This is a genomic window from Cellulomonas carbonis, assembly GCF_014636275.1.
GTDB lineage: Bacteria > Actinomycetota > Actinomycetes > Actinomycetales > Cellulomonadaceae > Actinotalea > Actinotalea carbonis.
This window is the reverse complement of sequence record NZ_BMEB01000001.1, coordinates 462,918-480,460: the sequence shown is the minus strand read 5'-3', so window position 1 is coordinate 480,460 and position 17,543 is coordinate 462,918. Positions and strand designations below refer to the sequence as shown.

At 74.8% G+C, this 17,543-nt stretch carries 14 protein-coding genes; 4 read left to right on the top strand and 10 right to left on the bottom strand.

Going from position 1 to position 17,543, the window contains the following annotated elements; translation table 11 throughout:
- Positions 1 to 48 precede the first annotated feature (48 nt).
- From IEV86_RS02175 to pdhA, 3 genes are read right to left on the bottom strand one after another with little or no spacing between them, the layout of a single operon-like run.
- Positions 49 to 1,470, bottom strand: coding sequence for a dihydrolipoamide acetyltransferase family protein (locus IEV86_RS02175; RefSeq protein ID WP_229734438.1), 1,422 nt, complete (start codon positions 1,468 to 1,470; stop codon positions 49 to 51).
- Entirely contained in the window at positions 1,467 to 2,489 is a 1,023-nt protein-coding gene (locus tag IEV86_RS02170) for an alpha-ketoacid dehydrogenase subunit beta (RefSeq protein WP_043608644.1), read from the bottom strand. Before IEV86_RS02170 ends, IEV86_RS02175 begins: the two co-directional genes overlap by 4 nt.
- Positions 2,489 to 3,634 (bottom strand): pyruvate dehydrogenase (acetyl-transferring) E1 component subunit alpha, encoded by a 1,146-nt coding sequence (gene pdhA, locus IEV86_RS02165; protein WP_043608646.1) that lies wholly within the window; start codon positions 3,632 to 3,634, stop codon positions 2,489 to 2,491. The genes IEV86_RS02170 and pdhA overlap by 1 nt, the downstream gene beginning before the upstream one ends.
- Before the next feature lie 296 nt (positions 3,635 to 3,930).
- Here pdhA and thyX point away from each other — a divergent pair, with 296 nt between their 5' ends.
- Together thyX and IEV86_RS02155 are read left to right on the top strand one after the other, a co-directional pair.
- Complete coding sequence (gene thyX, locus IEV86_RS02160) at positions 3,931 to 4,620, top strand: FAD-dependent thymidylate synthase (protein ID WP_052426444.1); 690 nt, start codon at positions 3,931 to 3,933, stop codon at positions 4,618 to 4,620.
- A 101-nt stretch (positions 4,621 to 4,721) separates the two neighbouring features.
- A complete protein-coding gene (locus IEV86_RS02155) occupies positions 4,722 to 4,865 on the top strand; it encodes a hypothetical protein (RefSeq protein WP_161784071.1) in 144 nt (47 codons plus the stop codon).
- Between the two features lie 90 nt (positions 4,866 to 4,955).
- Here IEV86_RS02155 and IEV86_RS02150 read toward each other — a convergent pair whose 3' ends face one another.
- The 7 genes from IEV86_RS02150 to IEV86_RS02120 all read right to left on the bottom strand — a co-directional run bounded on the left by IEV86_RS02150 (position 4,956) and on the right by IEV86_RS02120 (position 15,932).
- The gene (locus IEV86_RS02150; RefSeq protein ID WP_043608650.1) at positions 4,956 to 6,221 is read right to left on the bottom strand and encodes a sensor domain-containing phosphodiesterase; all 1,266 of its coding nucleotides are present in this window, start codon (positions 6,219 to 6,221) and stop codon (positions 4,956 to 4,958) included.
- A 3-nt stretch (positions 6,222 to 6,224) separates the two neighbouring features.
- A complete protein-coding gene (locus IEV86_RS02145) occupies positions 6,225 to 8,030 on the bottom strand; it encodes a M15 family metallopeptidase (protein ID WP_052426443.1) in 1,806 nt (601 codons plus the stop codon).
- A 414-nt stretch (positions 8,031 to 8,444) separates the two neighbouring features.
- On the bottom strand, positions 8,445 to 11,318 hold the full coding sequence (locus IEV86_RS02140) for a vitamin B12-dependent ribonucleotide reductase (protein WP_043608651.1): 2,874 nt from the start codon (positions 11,316 to 11,318) through the stop codon (positions 8,445 to 8,447).
- Positions 11,319 to 11,559: 241 nt separating this feature from the next.
- Entirely contained in the window at positions 11,560 to 12,468 is a 909-nt protein-coding gene (locus IEV86_RS02135; protein ID WP_081978876.1) for an ECF transporter S component, read from the bottom strand.
- A complete protein-coding gene (locus IEV86_RS02130) occupies positions 12,465 to 14,129 on the bottom strand; it encodes an ABC transporter ATP-binding protein (RefSeq protein ID WP_043608652.1) in 1,665 nt (554 codons plus the stop codon). Before IEV86_RS02130 ends, IEV86_RS02135 begins: the two co-directional genes overlap by 4 nt.
- Positions 14,126 to 15,238, bottom strand: a complete 1,113-nt coding sequence (locus IEV86_RS02125; protein ID WP_188484530.1) for an energy-coupling factor transporter transmembrane component T — start codon at positions 15,236 to 15,238, stop codon at positions 14,126 to 14,128. The genes IEV86_RS02130 and IEV86_RS02125 overlap by 4 nt, the downstream gene beginning before the upstream one ends.
- 1 nt (position 15,239) lies before the next feature.
- The gene (locus IEV86_RS02120; protein ID WP_052425983.1) at positions 15,240 to 15,932 is read right to left on the bottom strand and encodes a hypothetical protein; all 693 of its coding nucleotides are present in this window, start codon (positions 15,930 to 15,932) and stop codon (positions 15,240 to 15,242) included.
- A 349-nt stretch (positions 15,933 to 16,281) separates the two neighbouring features.
- Here IEV86_RS02120 and IEV86_RS02115 point away from each other — a divergent pair, with 349 nt between their 5' ends.
- Positions 16,282 to 16,830: a cob(I)yrinic acid a,c-diamide adenosyltransferase gene (locus tag IEV86_RS02115; RefSeq protein WP_043604078.1), complete on the top strand. Its 549-nt coding sequence runs from the start codon at positions 16,282 to 16,284 to the stop codon at positions 16,828 to 16,830.
- Between the two features lie 84 nt (positions 16,831 to 16,914).
- Complete coding sequence (locus tag IEV86_RS02110; RefSeq protein ID WP_043604077.1) at positions 16,915 to 17,538, top strand: PilZ domain-containing protein; 624 nt, start codon at positions 16,915 to 16,917, stop codon at positions 17,536 to 17,538.
- The last annotated feature ends 5 nt before the right edge of the window (positions 17,539 to 17,543 follow it).

Below are 17,543 nucleotides of genomic sequence, written 5' to 3'. Positions count from 1 at the left end.
GCCGGCGGGCCGGTCGGGCCCGTGCGACCCGACCGACCCACCCCGTCCTCAGACGAGCGCGAGCGTCGCACCCGGTGACGCGAGCACCGCGCCCACGTCCGCGAGGTACCGGGATGCCTGCTCGCCGTCGACCAGCCGGTGGTCGAAGGAGACGCTCAGCGTCATGACGCTGCGCAGCGCGATCCCGCCCTCGTGCTCCCACGGACGGCGGCGCACCGCACCGGTCGCGAGGATCGAGGCCTCACCCGGCACGAGGATCGGGGTCCCGGCGTCGACGCCGAAGACGCCGATGTTGGTGACCGTCGTCGTCCCGCCCACGAGCGCCCTCGGCTCGGTCGTCCCCTCCCGCGCTGCGGACGTCAGGTCGGCGAGCGCCGAGGCGAGCGCGAGCAGGTCCATCGCGTCGGCGTCGTGCACGACGGGCACGAGCAGCCCACGCGGCGTGGCGGCCGCGACGCCGAGGTGCACGTAGTCCCGCTCGACGACCTCGCCGGCCTCCTCGTCCCACCGCGCGTTGAGCGACGGGGTGCGACGCAGCGCGACGAGGACCGCCTTCGCGACGAGCGTCAGCAGGGTCACCCGGGTGCCCGAGAAGCGACGGTCCTGCCGCAGGCGCTCGAGGAGCTCGAGGCTCGGCGTGACGTCGACCGTGAGGAACTCGGTCGCGTGCGGCGCAGTGAACGCGCTCGCGACCATCGCCTCGGCCGTCCGCCGCCGCACACCCGTGACCGGGATGCGCCGTTCGCGCGCCGCTGGCTGCACGGGCGCGGTGTCACCGACGGCGTCGGTCCCTCCGGGCGTGCTGCGCCCCGCCCACGCGACGACGTCGTCGCGCGTGACGAGGCCGTCCGGACCGGAGCCCGGGACGGACGCCAGGTCGACCCCCAGGTCGTGCGCGAGCCGACGCACGGGCGGGTGGCACCGCGGGCGGCCCCCGCCGCCTGGTCGCGCGGGCGCCGGGACGGCCGGCGCCGTGGCGTGCTCGGCGACCCACCGCGCGCTCCGCGGACGGCGACGCGGACGGCCCGCGGTCTCGACCGCGGGTCCGTAGCCGACGAGGACCGAGGTCCGGGCGGCCGGTGCTGGCCGGTCGGCGCCGTCGGCGGGCTCGGCTCTCCCGACCTGTCCCGCCCCGTCGGCGCTCTCCGCCCGTGCCGCACCGTCCGCGGCCGTCGTCGCACCGTCGACACCGACCGCCACCGCGCCGTCGGGGTCCTCGACGCGAGCCGGCTCCGCGACGTCGACCGCGAGGATCGGGGCCCCCACGGGGACGACGGCCCCCTCCTCGACCTCGAGGCGCGCGACGACCCCGGCGAACGGGGAGGGCACGGACACGAGGGCCTTCGCCGTCTCGACCTCGGCGACCACCTGGTTGAGCTCCACGCGGTCGCCCACCGCGACGTGCCACGTGACGAGCTCGGACTCCGTCAGCCCCTCGCCGAGGTCCGGCATGGTGAACGCGCGGATCACGAGGCCACCCCCGCCCCGGCGGCGAGGCCGAGCCGCGAGTGCGGACGGCCCATGACGCGGTCGACCGCGTCGAGGATCCGGTCGAGGTCCGGCAGGAAGTGCTCCTCGAGCTTCGACGGGGGGTAGGGCACGTCGTACCCGGTGACCCGGACCGGCGGCGCCTCGAGGTGCTCGAAGCAGTCCTCCGTGACGCACGCGGCGAGCTCGGCGCCGAGCCCACCCGTGCGCTGCGCCTCGTGCGCGACGACGAGGCGACCCGTCCGGCGGACCGACGCCTCGACCGTGTCGAGGTCGAGCGGCGCGAGCGAGCGCAGGTCGACGACCTCGACGCTCACGCCGTCGTCGGCGGCCGCCGCGGCCGCGTCGATCGCGGTCGCGACGAGCGGGCCGTACGCGACGAGCGTGACGTCGCTGCCCGGGACGACGACGCGAGCGCGGTCCAGGGGCAGCACGTCCTCGGGGTCCTCGACGACCTCCTCCTTGACCCAGTAGCGCCGCTTGGGCTCGAGGAGGACGACCGGGTCGTCGCACGCGACCGCCTGCCGCACCATCGTGTGCGCGTCCTGGGGCGTCGCGCACGTCACGACCCGCAGGCCCGCGGTGTGGGCGAAGTACGCCTCGGGCGACTCCGAGTGGTGCTCGACCGCGCCGATGCCACCGCCGTAGGGGATCCGCACCGTGATCGGCATCGCGACGGCGCCGCGCGTGCGGCTGCGGAGCTTGGCGACCTGCGTGACGAGCTGGTCGAACGCCGGGTACACGAACCCGTCGAACTGGATCTCGACGACGGGCCGGAACCCGCGGTACGCGAGCCCCACGGCCGTCCCCATGATCCCGGCCTCGGCCAGCGGGGTGTCCATGACACGGTCCTTGCCGAAGTCGCGCTGCAGGCCGTCCGTCACGCGGAACACGCCGCCGAGCCGGCCGATGTCCTCACCCATGAGGAGCACCCGTGGGTCGTCCTCGAGCGCCCGGCGCAGGCCGCTGTTGAGCGCACCCGCCAACGTCGTCGTCGCCATCACGTCTCCTCGAACGTCGCGAGGTACGCCGCGAGCTCGCGACGCTGACGCTCGAGCGTCGGGGTCGGCGTCGCGTAGACGTGGTCGAACAGGGTGAGCGGACCGGGTGGGGTGAGCGCGTGGCACGCGTCGCGCAGCGCCGTCGCGGCGGCGTCGGCACGGTGGTCGACGTCGCCGCGGACGGCGTCGGTGAGGACGCCGCGGCGCTCGAGGTACCGCTCGACGCGGGTCAGCGGGTCCTTCTCGGCCCACCGGGCCCGGTCGGCCGGGTCGACGTACCGCGTCGGGTCGTCCGCCGTGGTGTGCGGACCCATCCGGTAGGTGACAGCCTCGACGAAGGTCGGCCCCTCACCCCGGCGCGCGCGGTCGAGCGCGACCCGCGTGACGGCGTGCACCGCGAGGACGTCGTTGCCGTCGACCCGCACGCTCGGGATCCCGAAGCCCGGCGCGCGGTCGGCCACCGGACGCACGGCCTGCAGGCCGACGGGCTCCGAGATCGCCCACTGGTTGTTCTGGCAGAAGAAGACGACGGGGGCGTGGAAGCTGGCCGCGAAGACCATGGCCTCGTTGACGTCACCCTGGCTCGTCGCGCCGTCGCCGAAGTACGCGACCGCGACGGCGTCGACGCCGTCCTTCGCGCACCCCATCGCGTAGCCCGTCGCGTGCAGGGTCTGCGCGCCGATGATGATCGCCGGCGTCGCCATCCCGACCTCGTAGGGGTCCCAGCCCGAGGCAGCGGTCCCACGCCACATGCGCAGCAGGTCGGCGGGCCCGACGCCCCGGCAGTGCGCGACGGCGTGCTCGCGGTAGCTCGAGAACACGAAGTCGTCGCGCCGCAGCGCGCGAGCGGACCCGACCTGCGCCGCCTCCTGCCCGAGCAGGGGCGGCCAGAGGCCCAGCTGGCCCTGGCGCTGCAGGGCGGTCGCCTCGGCGTCGAGGCGGCGGACGATCGTCATGTCCGCCCAGAGGCCGGTCAGGCGCTCGTCGTCGACGTCGCCGACCCAGCACTCGTACTCGGGGTCCGGTCGGCGCTCGCCGTCCGGGGTCAGCAGCTGGACGAGGCCGTCCGGTCCCTGCTCGTCGTGGTGCGAACCCTGCTCGTCGCGGTCGCGGAGAGGGTTCGGGGAGACGTCTGAACGCAACATGTATCGCTCCGTTGTCCAGCGGAGCCCGTGCTCTTGTGGAGCGTGGGCGCCGTTGCCCGATGTGCCGCCAGGCTACGACCAGGACCTAGGTCCTGCCGACCCTCCCGCCCCGGCGCGCCGCCGGGGGCCGCCGCGACGGCACCCTGCCGGTGCGCGCGGACGTGCGACGGTGCGTGCCCACGGCCTCGGTAGTCTCGTCGGGACATCCGCTCCGGCCGCTCACGGCGCCGGGGCCGACGCAGCCTGAGAGGACCAGCGTGGACGCAGAGCCGGCCGAGGTGGAGTTCCGCAGCGAGATGACCGTCGAGCTGGTCCGGCACTCGGCCGCCGACTCGGACGTGCTGTTCGCCGCACGCGTGTCGACGCAGGGTGACAAGACGCTCGACCACATCGGCGAGGACGCCGGGCGCTCCCGCGGGCTGATCAACTACCTCATGCGGGACCGCCACGGCTCGCCGTTCGAGCACAACTCGATGACGTTCTTCGTGTCCGCGCCGATCTTCGTCTTCCGGGAGTTCATGCGGCACCGCATCGCGTCGTACAACGAGGAGTCGGGGCGCTACCGCGAGCTCCGTCCGGTGTTCTACCGCCCCTCCCACGAGCGCCCGCTCGTCCAGGTCGGCAAGCCCGGCGCCTACACGTTCGTCCCCGGGTCGGCCGAGCAGCACGCGCTCGTGACGGGGGAGATCGAGACGGTGTGCCGCGACGCGTACGCGAGCTACCGGCGCATGCTCGACGCGGGCGTCGCCCGGGAGGTCGCGCGGGCCGTGCTGCCGCTGACGATCTACTCGTCGATGTACGTGACGATGAACGCGCGGTCGCTCATGAACTTCCTCTCGCTGCGCGTCCACGAGGAGGGCAGCACGTTCCCCTCGTTCCCCCAGGCCGAGATCGAGGCCGTCGCGCGGCAGATGGAGCGGCTGTGGGCCGGCCTCATGCCCCTGACGCACGAGGCGTTCGTCGCCCAGGGACGCGTCGCGCCCTGACGACGAAGATCGGCCTGAGGTGCGTCCGGCGCCGTCAGGCGTCATGATGCCGCCGTACGCACATGCGGCGTCATGCGGCGTCGTGCGAGAACGGAGATGCCATGAGCCTGCCCGACACCCAGGAGCGGTCGTCCCAGGGCCCCCGTCGGGCTGCCCGGTCCCAGGACTGGGACACGCCCGTCTACGACCAGGTCGTCGCCGAGCACGGTGAGCCGGGGGAGACGGACGCGCAGCAGGACCGCTGAGGCCTGACCCTCCTGAGCCGGACCGTCCAGCCCGCACCGTCCGGCCCGCACCGTCCCTCGGCGGTGGTCCCTGCGGATCCGGCGGGCGGCTCAGCGCCCGCCGAGCTGGCCCACGAGCGCGTGCGCGGACGCGGTGACGAGGTCGCGGTCGTGCGTGACGACGAAGTCGAAGGGCCGGTCGCCGTCGGCGCAGCCCGTCTCCCCGCAGTCCCGGGCCACCAGGGCGACGCCCTCGTGCGGACCGAGCATCACGACGGTCCACTCCGACGCGAGCGGGTCGTCCTCGCGGAGCGACCAGCCACGGACCCCGTCCGCCGGTGCGGCGGGCATCGCCACGCCGAGCGCCGCGACGAACGGCAGGCGTGAGCCGAGGGCCGAGTAGCGGCGGGCGGTGTGCGGGGTGAGTTGGGCGTGGTGCTGGAACGTGCTCGCCAGGAGCGGCGGGATGCGCGACTGCTCCGCGGCGAGCTCGACGGTCCGGGACAGCGGCAGGAGCAGCCGCTTCGGTGCGCGGTGGACGCGCAGCCGGCTGGCGACGACGTCGAAGGGCGTCGCGCACAGCGCCTCACCCACGGGGCGGGGTCCGAACCGCTCGGGCTCGTGCCCCGTGGGCCGCGGCTCCTCCGTGGGCCTGCCCCAGTGCCAGCCCTGGCCGAGCGTCGCGCCCACGACGAGGGCGCGTGCGAGGTCGTCCTCGGTCTCGACGCCCTCCGCCACCACCTCGGCACCCGTCGCCTCGGCGTAGGCGCGCACCGCACCCGCGACCGTGATCGTGGCCGGGTCCTCGACGGTCCGGAGCAGGCCGAGGTCGAGCTTGACGACCTCGGGTCGCAGGAGCGGGATGAACGCGAGCGACTCGGGCTCGACCCCGACGTCGTCGAGCGCGATCGCGCAGCCCACCTCCCGCAGGCGCTCGGCTCCGGCGAGCACCGCCGCGGGGTCCGCGGCGAGGGCTCGCTCGGTGAGCTCGACCACCACCTGGACCTGCGGCGCGCGGTCCGCGAGGACGCCGGCGAGCTCGGCGGGCCGGTCGCTCAGCGTGCTGGGCTCGACGTTGACGAAGAGGGTCGTCGGCGCGCCCGAGGCGGCTGCGGAGGCCAGCGACGAGCGCGCGGCCGCCAGGTCGAGATCGGCGGCCCGGCCGGCGGCGCGGGCGGCGGCGAGAAGGGGCAGCGGGAGCTCCCAGGCGGACCCGCGGGGCCCGCGCAGGAGCGCCTCGAGGCCGACGACGCGGCCCGAGGTGAGGTCCACGAGTGGTTGGTGAACCGTGCGGAGGGCTCCGGGGACGAGCACGGAGTCCCACGCGTCGTGCGCCCGCTGGTCCTCGGGCAGCCGGTCGGTCAGGTCGTCACGCATGGATCAGTCCGTCGTGCCGAACTCCCAGTGCCACGGCTCCTGCGGACCGCCGCCGCCGGGCTCCATGATCCGCGGGTGATACCAGCCGAACCGCTCGGAGTTGGCCTTCATCCAGCGGTAGTTCGCGGTGCCGAAGTTCCCGACGCCGCCGAAGTCGCCGAAGTCGACCGCGATGCCGAGGCCGTGGTTGGACGTCCCCGGCTGGGCCGCGAGGTATCCGCGTGCCTGCTTGGTGGTGACCTGCGCACCGTACGAGCGGTACGAGCTCACGACGTCGAGGTCACGGCCGAAGTCCGCGCGGTACGCGGCGTTGAGGGTCTCGAGCGCCGCGGCGGCGTCGCACCGCAGCTGCACGCCCGACGCGAACCCCACACCGCACAGCGCCTCCGCCGGGATCTCGCCGTTGTCGGCGGACCGGGCGAGGTCGACCTTGCGCTGGAGCTCGACCGCGGCGGCCTCGGCGGCGGCGCGTGCGGCCGCCTCCGCGGCGGCGGCGGCCTGGGCCTCGGCGATCTTCGCGTCGGCCGTGGCCTTGACCTCGGCGGAGAGCTGCGTGACCTGCTGGGCGGCGGCCAGGATCTGCTCGCTCACCTCGAGGTCGAGAGCGACGACCTCGCCGGCCTCCTCGTCGGGCAGCTCGGAGCGCTCGGCGCTGCGCGAGGAGCTCGCGCTGCGCCGGACCGACGTGGTCTCGTCACCGTCGGCCTCGGCGGCCTCGGCGGCGGAGTCCTCCGCCGCGGGCTGCTCGGTGGCGTCGGCGTCGTCGTCGGTCGGGTCAGCGGGGGCCTCGGGCTCGGTCGGCTCGGTCGACTCCACGGCCGCTCCGGTCTCCCCGGAGTCGCCGGGCTGCTCCGCCGCGGAGACGTCGTTCGACGTCGTGGTCACGTCGTCGGTCGACGGCACGGTCGTCTGCTCGTCGACGGGCACCGCGGTCTGCGCGAGGAGTGCCTCGAGCTCGGCTGCGGCCGCCTCGAGGGACGCGAGGGTCGCCTCGTCGACGACGGGTGCCGCGACCTCCTTGACGCCCTGGGCGGTCTGGACGGCGACCGACGCGGCCTCGACGGCCTCCGTGCGTCGCGCGGACGCGTAGGCAGCGGCCTGGGCGTTGAGGCGGTCCGTCGCGGCCTGCGACGCGCGGTCGAGGCGCGACTGCTCGGTCAGCGCCGCCTGCGCCTGCTCCATCGCGGTCCGCAGCACGCTCTGCTCCGCCTGCACCTGGCTCACGCCGGCGACCAGGAGACCCGCCGAGACGGCGACGACGGCCACGGGCCGCACACCCCCGCGGACGAGGGTCGCGAGCAGACCCGACGCGCGGTCGGAGAGCTGGCGCACGCCGTCGCGCGACGCGACGACGAGGGAGGGCACGAACGGCGGGCGGCAGGCAGCCGCACGGGCGAGGCGTGCGCGCTCGGCCTCGCGCTCCTGCTCCTGGCGCGCGCGCTCCTGCTCGGCGAGACGGATCTCGCGCCGCGTGAGGGGCCGGTCGCCCTGGGGCGTGCGGGGCTGGTCGTCGGCAGCGACGGGAGGCTCGACGGGGGTGCGTACGGCGTCGGCCGTCTCCGTCCGCGGGGCCGCGGCGACCGCGGGCCACGCCGGCTCGACGACGGGTGCGTCGGCGGACTCGCGCGGAGCCACCAGGACCGCGTCGCCGCCGAGGGCGGCGAGCTCGGCGAGGCGGATCTCGCGCCGCGTCCGCGGTGCGGTCGGGGTCGGGCTCGTGGCGTGCGGTGCGGCGTCACCCTGACCCCTGGGGGGCGCGGGCGCGCGCAGGGCGCGTCGCGTGAGCGGCGCCTCGACCTGCTGCGTCATACGTGCGTCGTCCTCGGTGTCGTGTGGTCGTCGGCCGGCTGCCGAGAGGGCCCGCGTCCACCAGGGCCTCCGTCTACCTGTCGGCCACCCTCACCCGAACTTGAACGGACCGGTGAACCGTGTGCACACGATCCACACACCAACCGCGCCGTTATCCGGTCGTAACCGAGTCGTCCCATGGGCCAGGTGATGCGCGCCACTCGGCGCCGTGACCTGCGACACCGTCCCGCGCCGTGCGCGGGCACCGGCGTCGGGGCCGAGCGCGACGCGATCCGGGGTGTCCGTGGTGGCCGGCATCGGCGCCCCCGGGCGGGCCAGGGATCACCCGGGTGAAACGCGTGCGCTGCGGCCGGACGGACGACGGAGCGGGCGGCCCCCCGAGGGGGACCGCCCGCTCCGTGGCGTACCGGTGGGTCAGCTGCAGCCGCTGGTGCTCCCGCAGCCCTCGCACACGTAGCACGAGCCCGACGGGCGCATCTTGATCCCGCAGTTCATGCACAGCGGAGCGTCCGCGGTCCGTCCGAGCTGCAGCTCGAGCAGCTCGGCCGACGAGTGCACGGACGAGACGTCGAGCGGAGTGACGACAGCCGTGGGCTCGGCCTCGACGGGTGCCGGCGGGGTCGGCTGCGTCGCGACGGCGGGCACCTCGGGCTCGTCGGCGTCGCCGAGCGACGCCGCCCCGCTGAGCGGCTCGTACGAGCCGGTCTCGAGCTGGCGGGCCCGCTCCTCGGTCGTGAAGATCCCGAGCGACGCACGCGTCTCGAACGGCAGGTGGTCCAGCGCGAGACGCCGGAACACGTAGTCGATGATCGACTGCGACATCCGGATGTCCGGGTCGTCGGTCATGCCGGCCGGCTCGAACCGCATGTTCGTGAACTTCTGCACGTACGTCTCGAGCGGGACGCCGTACTGGAGCGCCACCGAGACCGCGATCGAGAAGGCGTCCATGACACCCGCGAGCGTCGAGCCCTGCTTGCCGAGCTTGAGGAACAGCTCGCCGAGCCCGTCGCCCGGGTACGTGCCGGCCGTGATGTAGCCGTCCGCACCGCCGACCGTGAACGACGTCGTGACCGACTCGCGCTGGCGGGGGAGACGCTTGCGCGTCGCCCGGGCGGGCGCCGACGACTCGACGACCGGGGCCGGCGCGGGCTCGTCGGCCTTCTTGGCCTTCGCGTCGGACAGCGGCTGCCCCACCTTGCAGTTGTCGCGGTAGATCGCGAGCGCCTTGATGCCCATCTTCCAGGACTCGAAGTAGATCTCCTCGACCTCCTCGACGGTCGCCGTCTCCGGCATGTTGACCGTCTTGGAGATCGCGCCCGAGATGAACGGCTGCACCGCGGCCATCATCCGGACGTGACCCATGGGGGAGATGGCCCGCTCGCCCATCGCGCAGTCGAAGACCTCGTAGTGCTCGGACCGCAGGCCCGGCGCTCCGATGACGTGGCCCTTCTCGGCGATGAACTCGACGATCGCCTCGATGGTCTCCTCGGTGTAGCCCATCCGGCGCAGCGCACGCGGGATCGTCTGGTTGACGATCTGCATCGAGCCGCCGCCGACGAGCTTCTTGAACTTGACCAGCGAGAAGTCGGGCTCAACACCCGTCGTGTCGCAGTCCATCATGAAGCCGATCGTGCCCGTGGGGGCCAGGACGGACGCCTGCGCGTTGCGCCAGCCGTTCGCCTCGCCGATCCGGTTGCCCTCGGCCCACACCCGGGTCGCCGCGGTGTGGATCGAGCCGTCCATCGCGTCGAGCGTGCGGATGTCGTCGTTCGCGGCGGCGTGCTTGCGCATGACGCGCTTGTGCCCGTCCGCGTTGCGCGCGTAGCCGTCGTACGGCCCGACGACGCCCGCGAGCTCGGCCGACCGCTTGTACGCGGTGCCGGTCATGAGCGAGGTGATCGCGGCGGCGAGGGAGCGGCCGCCCTCGGAGTCGTACCCGTGGCCGGTCGCCATGAGCAGCGCGCCGAGGTTGGCGTAGCCGATGCCGAGCTGGCGGAACGCCCGCGTCGTCTCGCCGATCGCCTCGGTGGGGAAGTCGGCGAAGCAGATCGAGATGTCCATCGCCGTGATGACGAGCTCGACGGCCTTCTCGAAGCGCTCGACGTCGAACGTGTCGTCCTCGCGCAGGAACTTGAGCAGGTTGAGCGACGCGAGGTTGCACGACGAGTTGTCGAGGTGCATGTACTCCGAGCACGGGTTCGAGGCGTTGATCCGGCCCGACTCGGGGCTCGTGTGCCAGTCGTTGATCGTGCTGTCGTACTGCAGGCCCGGGTCGGCGCACTCCCACGCCGCCTGGGCGATCTTGCGGAACAGGCCCTTCGCGTCGACCTGCTCGATGACCGAGCCGTCTGAGCGGGCGCGCAGGCCGAACGACCCGCCGCTCTCGACGGCGCGCATGAACTCGTCGTTGACGCGCACCGAGTTGTTCGCGTTCTGGTACTGGACGGAGACGATGTCCCGGCCGCCGAGGTCCATGTCGAACCCGGCGTCGCGCAGCGCGCGGATCTTGTCCTCCTCGCGCGCCTTCGTCTCGACGAACTCCTCGATGTCGGGGTGGTCGACGTCGAGGACGACCATCTTCGCGGCACGGCGCGTGGCGCCGCCGGACTTGATGGTCCCCGCCGAGGCGTCGGCGCCGCGCATGAACGAGATGGGCCCGGAGGCGGTGCCACCCGAGGACAGCAGCTCCTTCGACGAGCGGATGCGGGAGAGGTTGAGCCCGGCGCCCGAGCCGCCCTTGAAGATCATCCCCTCCTCGCGGTACCAGTTGAGGATCGACTCCATCGTGTCGTCGACGGCGAGGATGAAGCACGCGCTGACCTGCTGCGGCGACGGCGTGCCGACGTTGAACCAGACCGGCGAGTTGAACGAGAACACCTGGTTGAGGAGCATCCACGTCAGCTCGTGCTCGAAGACCGTCGCGTCCTCGTCGGTCGCGAAGTAGCCGAAGTCCCGACCCGCCTTGGTGTAGGTGAGCACGACCCGGTCGATGAGCTGCTTGAGGCTCCACTCGCGCACGGACGACCCGACCGCGCCGCGGAAGTACTTGGTCGTCACGATCGTGGTCGCGTTCATCGACCACGTCTGCGGGAACTCGACGCCCTTCTGCTCGAAGATCGTCTCGCCGGACTTCCAGTTGGTCTGCACGACGTCACGGCGCTCCCACGCGACCTCGTCGTACGGGTGCACGCCCGGCGTGGTGAACACGCGCCCGACGGTCAGGCCGCGTCGGCGTCCCTTGGCGGCGCGCGCGGAGGTCTTGCCCGTGCTCTCCGACGTCTCTGTCATGTGGTTCCTCCAGGGGGCCGGCCCTCGTCGCGGACGGGGTCAGGTGGTTCGTGGATCGGTGCTCGTCGGCCGCCCGAGGTCGCCCCTCGGGGTCGCGCCGGCCGGTGCCCGCGTGCCGGCTCCGGCCACCCGGGGAGACCCGGTGGTGGGGCTGCGCGCGTCGCGACGAGAACCAACTTACACCGGTGCAACCACTAGATGTAGTGGCCTGTTCCCTTCGATCACCCCAGGGGTAGGGCGTTCATCCACAGCCGTCGGTATCCGCGCAGGTCGGCGCTGTGGACGCCGTCCCGGCCCTGTGGACGAGCGTCTCGGGCCCACGGCGTGTCGCGTCGACGGGCGTGTCGCGGCCGCGCGACGCATCCGGGACGAACCGGGCACGCGTCGCGGCGCGCCGGAGCACCGGCAGGAGGGGCCGTCCGAGCGCGAGGAGGACGAGCACCGTCGTCACGGCGCGGCCGACGTCCCAGCCCAGGGACGTGACGGCGCTGAACACGAGGAACCTGCCGAGGTTCTCGGTCACCGGGTCGCCCGCCACGAACGACAGCCCCGTGCCGGCACCGACCTGGAACGGCCAGAAGGTCAGGTTCATGAGCAGGCCGTAGGCGAGCGACGCGACCGCGCCGTACCCCACGAGGACCGCCGTCTCCGCACGCCCGCGCACGCGCGGCAGGAGGAGGCCCGCGCCCAGCCCGACCCAGGACGCCGCGAGCATCTGGAACGGCATCCAGGGGCCGACGCCCCCGGTCAGGAGCGCCGACGTGAGGATCGTCGTCGACCCGAGCGCGAACCCGAAGCCCGGTCCGAGGACGCGCCCGCCGAGGACGAGCACCGCGAACACGAGCTCGACGCCTCCCGTGCCCGCCGAGAGCGGGCGCAGCACCGCGCCGACGGCCGAGAGGAGGCCCAGCAGCGCGACCGCCTTGACGTCCACGCCGCCGTCGGCCACCGAGACGACGACGCACGCGAGCACCGCGACCAGCACGCCCGCCAGCACGAGCGGGGCGTCGACGGAGTGCTCGAGCGCGCTGCCGCGCTGCACGAGGAGCGGCCAGGTGAACGCGAGCAGCCCTGCGAGCCCGGACAGGACCAGGACCGCAGCGGTCCGCCCGCCGACCGGGATCGCGTCGTGCGCGGACCGCGCGCTCACGTCGACCGCCCCAGCGCGCGCGCGACCTCGGCGACGGTCAGGAGCTCGACGGGGTGCAGGATCCGCGCGACCTGCGGCGCGAACGTGGGGGAGGCGACGAGCACCTCGCGCGCGTCGCCGTCCGCGACGACGTCGCCGTCGGCGAGCACGACGACCCGGTGGGCGCACTCGGCGACGAACTCGACGTCGTGGCTCGACAGGAGCACCCCGCCCCCGGCGTCCGCATGGCTCGAGAGGGCCCGGGCCAGGCGCGCCTTCGCGGCGTAGTCGAAGCCGCGCGTCGGCTCGTCGAGCAGCAGGACCCCGGGCCCGGCCGCGAGCTGGACGGCGAGCACCAGCGCGAGACGCTGACCCTCGGACAGGTCACGGGGGTGCGAGCCGGGGTCCACCGCGCCGGCGAGGTCGGCGAGGAGTCCCGCCGTCGTCCCGGCCGGCGCACCGGCCTGGCGGTCGCCCGCCACGCACTCGTCGGCGACCGTGGGCAGGTAGAGCAGGCTCTGCGGCTCCTGCGGGACGAGTGCGACGTGGCGGCGCAGCTCGTGCGGCGCGAGCCGGGCGGGGTCGGTCCCGTCGGAGAGCGCGACGCGTCCACCGGACCGCTGGCCGGCGCCGTGCAGCGCCCACAGCAGCGAGGACTTGCCCGCGCCGTTGCGGCCCATGAGCGCGACGACCTCACCAGGACGGACCGCGACGTCGACGTCCCGTACGGCGACCGTGCGGCCGTGCCGTACCTCGACCGCGGCGCCCTGCAGGAGCGGGAGGTGTCGCGTCGGGTCGGCGCGACGCGCGGTCCCGGCTGCCCGGACCGCACGTCTTCCCTGGTCGTGGCGCTGCTGCGCGTCGGCGGCGTCCGCGAGCCGCGTGCGCAGCGCGGGGGCGAGGCGGCGCGCGTCGCGCACGCTCAGGGGGAGGGGGGACCAGCCGGCGAGCCGACCGAGCTCGACGATCGGCGGCGCGACCGGGCTCGCGGCGAGCACGTGGGCCGGCTCCCCGTCGCGTGCGCTCCCGTCCGCGTCGAGGAGGACGACGTGGTCCGCGTACTGCACGACGCGCTCCAGCCGGTGCTCGGCGAGCAGCACGGTCATCCCGAGGTCGTGCACGAGGCGCGTCAGCGCGGACAGCACGTCGTCGGCGGCGGACGGGTCGAGCGCCGACGTCGGCTCGTCGAGGACGAGGACCCGGGGGTGGCTCGCGAGCACCGCGCCGATCGCGACGCGCTGCTGCTCCCCGCCCGACAGGTCCGCGAGCGGCCGCGCACGCAGTGCCGCGAGCCCGAGGAGGTCCAGGACCTCCTCGACGCGCTTGCGCATGGTGGCCGCAGGGACGCCGAGCTGCTCCATGCCGTAGGCGAGCTCCTCCTCGACCGTGTCGGTCACGAAGCCCGCGGCGGGGCGCTGGAGCACCACGCCCACCACGTCGGCGAGGTCACGCGGCGCGTGCGTGCGCGTGTCGCGGCCGTCGACCGTCACGCGCCCCGTCAGCGTCCCGCCGGTGAAGTGCGGGACGAGTCCCGAGGCGGCCTGCAGCAGCGTCGACTTCCCGGCGCCCGTGGGACCGACGACCAGGCACAGCTCGCCCTCGGCGACGTGCAGGTCCACGTCGCGCAGCGCCGGCACGGGCGCGTCGGCGTAGGTCACACCGACCCCGTCGAACCGGATCACGACGCCCCCTCGCGCAGCGCGGGTCCGCCGTACGGCCGCAGGGCGCGGCCCGCGGGTCCCTGCGGGCCCCCGTCGACGGTGAGGAGAGCGGGCAGCACGGCGACCGCCGCCGCGAGGAGGGCGACGCCCGCAGCCGCCCATCCGCCCGTCGGCGACCCCGCGCCGCTCGCGCCGGCGGGCACGCCGAGGGCCGTGGTCGCCACGACCACGACGAGCGCTGCGGCCGCACCGCACGCCGCGACGACCGTCTCGGCGGCACCCCACCGGTCGGGCCGGTACCGCGTGCGCCGGACGCGCCGCCCCGCGAGCACGCCGCCCGCGACGGCAGCGGCGAGCCCGACCGCGAGGACGGGCGCACCGAGCCAGGTGGGCGTCGTGCCGTCGAGCAGGCCGTACGTGCCCAGGACGGCTGCCACGAGGGCGCCGAGCAGCAGCGCCCCGACGCGCGCGTCCGAGGTGCCGGGGACCGCGCGCGCGTAGCCGCGCGAGTCCATCGACGCCGCGAGCGCGAGCGACCGGTCCAGGGCGTCGGTCAGGACCGGGACGACGAGCGCGGGCAGACCGCGCACGCCGCGCGGCTCGTCGCCCCGGAGCCGCTGCGCCCGCCGGACCTCCTGGGCCGAGCGGACCAGCTGCGGCGTGACGCTCACGGCGACGACGACGGCCGAGGACAGCGGGTGCAGCGCCGACGGCAGCGACCGCAGCGCGCGCCGCGGGTTGGCGAGCGCGTTCGCGGCGCCGAAGCACAGCACCAGCGCCGCGAGGCGCAGGCCCTCCCACAGCGCGGGCAAGAGCCCCGTGAGCGTCACGGGACCGAGCAGGTGCACGCCCACCGCCCACGCGGGGAGCTCGACGCGCGGGAGGTCCAGGAGCACGGGCCCGGGCGGCTTGATCCCGACGAGCACGTGGAACGCGACGCGCACGACGACGACGAGGGCCGCGAGGCCGAGGTACCCCGTGAAGGCGCGCCCCCACGGGGTGGCCTGACGACGCGCGAGCACGACCGTCACGGTCGCCGCGACGAGCAGACCGCTGACCCAGGGGTCCGCCGTCCTCGTCACGGCCACCGCGACGCCGAGCGCCCACGCCCACCAGGCCAGGGGGTGCACGTCAGACCCGGTCGTCCGCGTGCTCGCGAGCCGCGGAGGGCGCGGTGCCGGTCGACCGGCCCGCGGACCGGCGCACGAGCACGACGCCGGCGACGAGCGCCACCAGGAGGGCCGCCGCGCCGCCCGCGAGCAGCGCCGTGGGCGTACCGGACGTGTCGTCGGCGGCGGCCGCCGTGCCGTCGGCGCCGTCCTCCGCGGACGCGGCCTCGTCGGCCTGCTCGGCCGACGCGGCCGACGCGCGCTCGACCGCCTCGGCCGGCGTGATCTCCGGCGGCGTCGTGCCGTCCGACCAGAACCAGCCCTCGGCGCCGCCGTCCGACGTCGTGGCCTCGTCCGCGCCGACCATCGACGCGGTCCACTCGCCGTCGGCGGGTGCCTGCCAGTACGCCCAGTACTCGCCCGTGAACTCCTCGGCGCACGGGTCCGGCAGCCCGCCGACGGCGCAGATCATGGACGCGTCGTCGCGGGTCACCTCGACCCCCGCGAGCTCGAGCGCCTCGGCGCCCGTGCCGCCGGCCTCGGGCGCGCACCGCACCTCGAGGTCGCCGCCGAGCGCGGTCGAGTCGACCACCACCGCCACGCCGGACGTCGCCGAGCAGGCGCCGTCGTCGGTCGCAGCGGCCGCCGGGAGGGCGGGCAGGAGGGTGAGCAGGGCGGCGGCGCTGAGCGCGGCCGCACGGTGACGCAGGGACACGGTGCCTCTTTCTGAGCGGTCCGCGACGGACCCGGCACCGGCGTCGACCGCGGAGCAGGCCCCGGGGTCGTGACGACGACCCGGGCTCCGTCCCGTATGCCTCGACGGTAGGAGCCTCTCGTCCCGCGCAGGTGCTCCGGCTCGCCGCGTGGGGGGCACGCGGCCTACGGTTGCGGGTCAGCGCCGGACTCGGACCGGCTTCCCCTGGTCGCAGGACGTGGTGAAGAGGTGTCGGCGACGAGCCGACGCGGGACACCGTACCGCCTGCCGCCCGGGACCACCCCCGAGGACCCGACCACCGTCCGACGCGCACCCGCGCGGACGGCACGCACGAGCACGAGGAGACCAGGTGCGGATCTACACGCGAGCGGGCGACGACGGCAGCACGGGCCTGTTCCTGGGCAGCCGGGTGTCGAAGGCGGACGTCCTGGTCGACGCGTGCGGCGACGTGGACGAGGCGGTCTCGGTGCTCGGTGTCGCGCGCGCGACGTGCGACGACGAGCGCCTGGCGACGCTCCTGCTCGGCCTCCAGCGCGAGCTCTTCGTCGTCGCCGCCGACCTGGCGACGAACCCCGCGCACCGCGACCGCCTCCGGCCGGGCGTGTCGACCGTCACGGAGGAGATGGTGGAGGGGCTCGAGCGGCTCGTCGACACCCTCGTCGCCGAGCGTCCGCTCCGGCCGGTCTTCATCGTGCCGGGCGCGACCGCCGCCTCGGCGACCGTCGACCACGCACGCTCGGTGGTCCGGCGCGCCGAGCGGCACGTCGTCCTGGCCGAGCAGGAGGGCCACGTCGTCTCGGCCCTCGTGCTGCGGTACCTCAACCGCCTCTCGGACCTGCTCTTCGTGGTCGCGCGCCACGCCGCCGGGGACGCCGAGGAGCCGGCGAGCCACGACTGAGCACTAGAGTCTGCGCGCGACGTCGGCACAGGTCGGCACAGGTCGGCAGGGGCCGGTGCGGTCGTCGGACAGGAGGGTTCCGCGGTGGGTCACGAGCTGGATGCGTGCCGTGTCCACGGCACCGACGGCGAGCTCCTCGCCGACGGGTTCGTGCGCGAGCACGAGGGCGGGACGCTGGTCGTCGCCGCCGAGCGCTTCAGCGGCCGGTGGCTCGAGGAGGGCGACCCGGTCGTCGCGCACGTGCTCGGCGAGGTGTCCGGGCAGTGCACCTACGACGCGGTCGTCGTGTTCGCGGAGGCAGGCCGGGTCGGCCTGCGCGACCTGCGCCTGCGCGAGCGCGTCCAGCACCGTCAGGCCGTCCGCGTCGCCGTCGAGCTCCCGCACCGCGTCACCGCGGTCGTCGGCGACGAGGGCCCGGAGCCGCTCGACCCCCCGCTCGACGTCGTCGTGATCGACGTGAGCGCGCACGGCCTGCGCTTCCGGTGCTCGGCGGAGATGGAGCTCGGCACGCGCCTGGTCCTGCCGTTCACGGCGACGCGCACGCCCGTCGACCTGCTGGTCGAGGTCGTGCGGCACCAGACCATCAGGACCGACGACGCGTACGGGTGCCGGATCGTGGGCGCGCCGGAGCGCGTGACCGACGAGCTCTTCCGGTTCGTCCTCGACGAGCAGCGCCGCCAGCTCGCGGAGCGCCGCGACGCGCGCTGACGCCC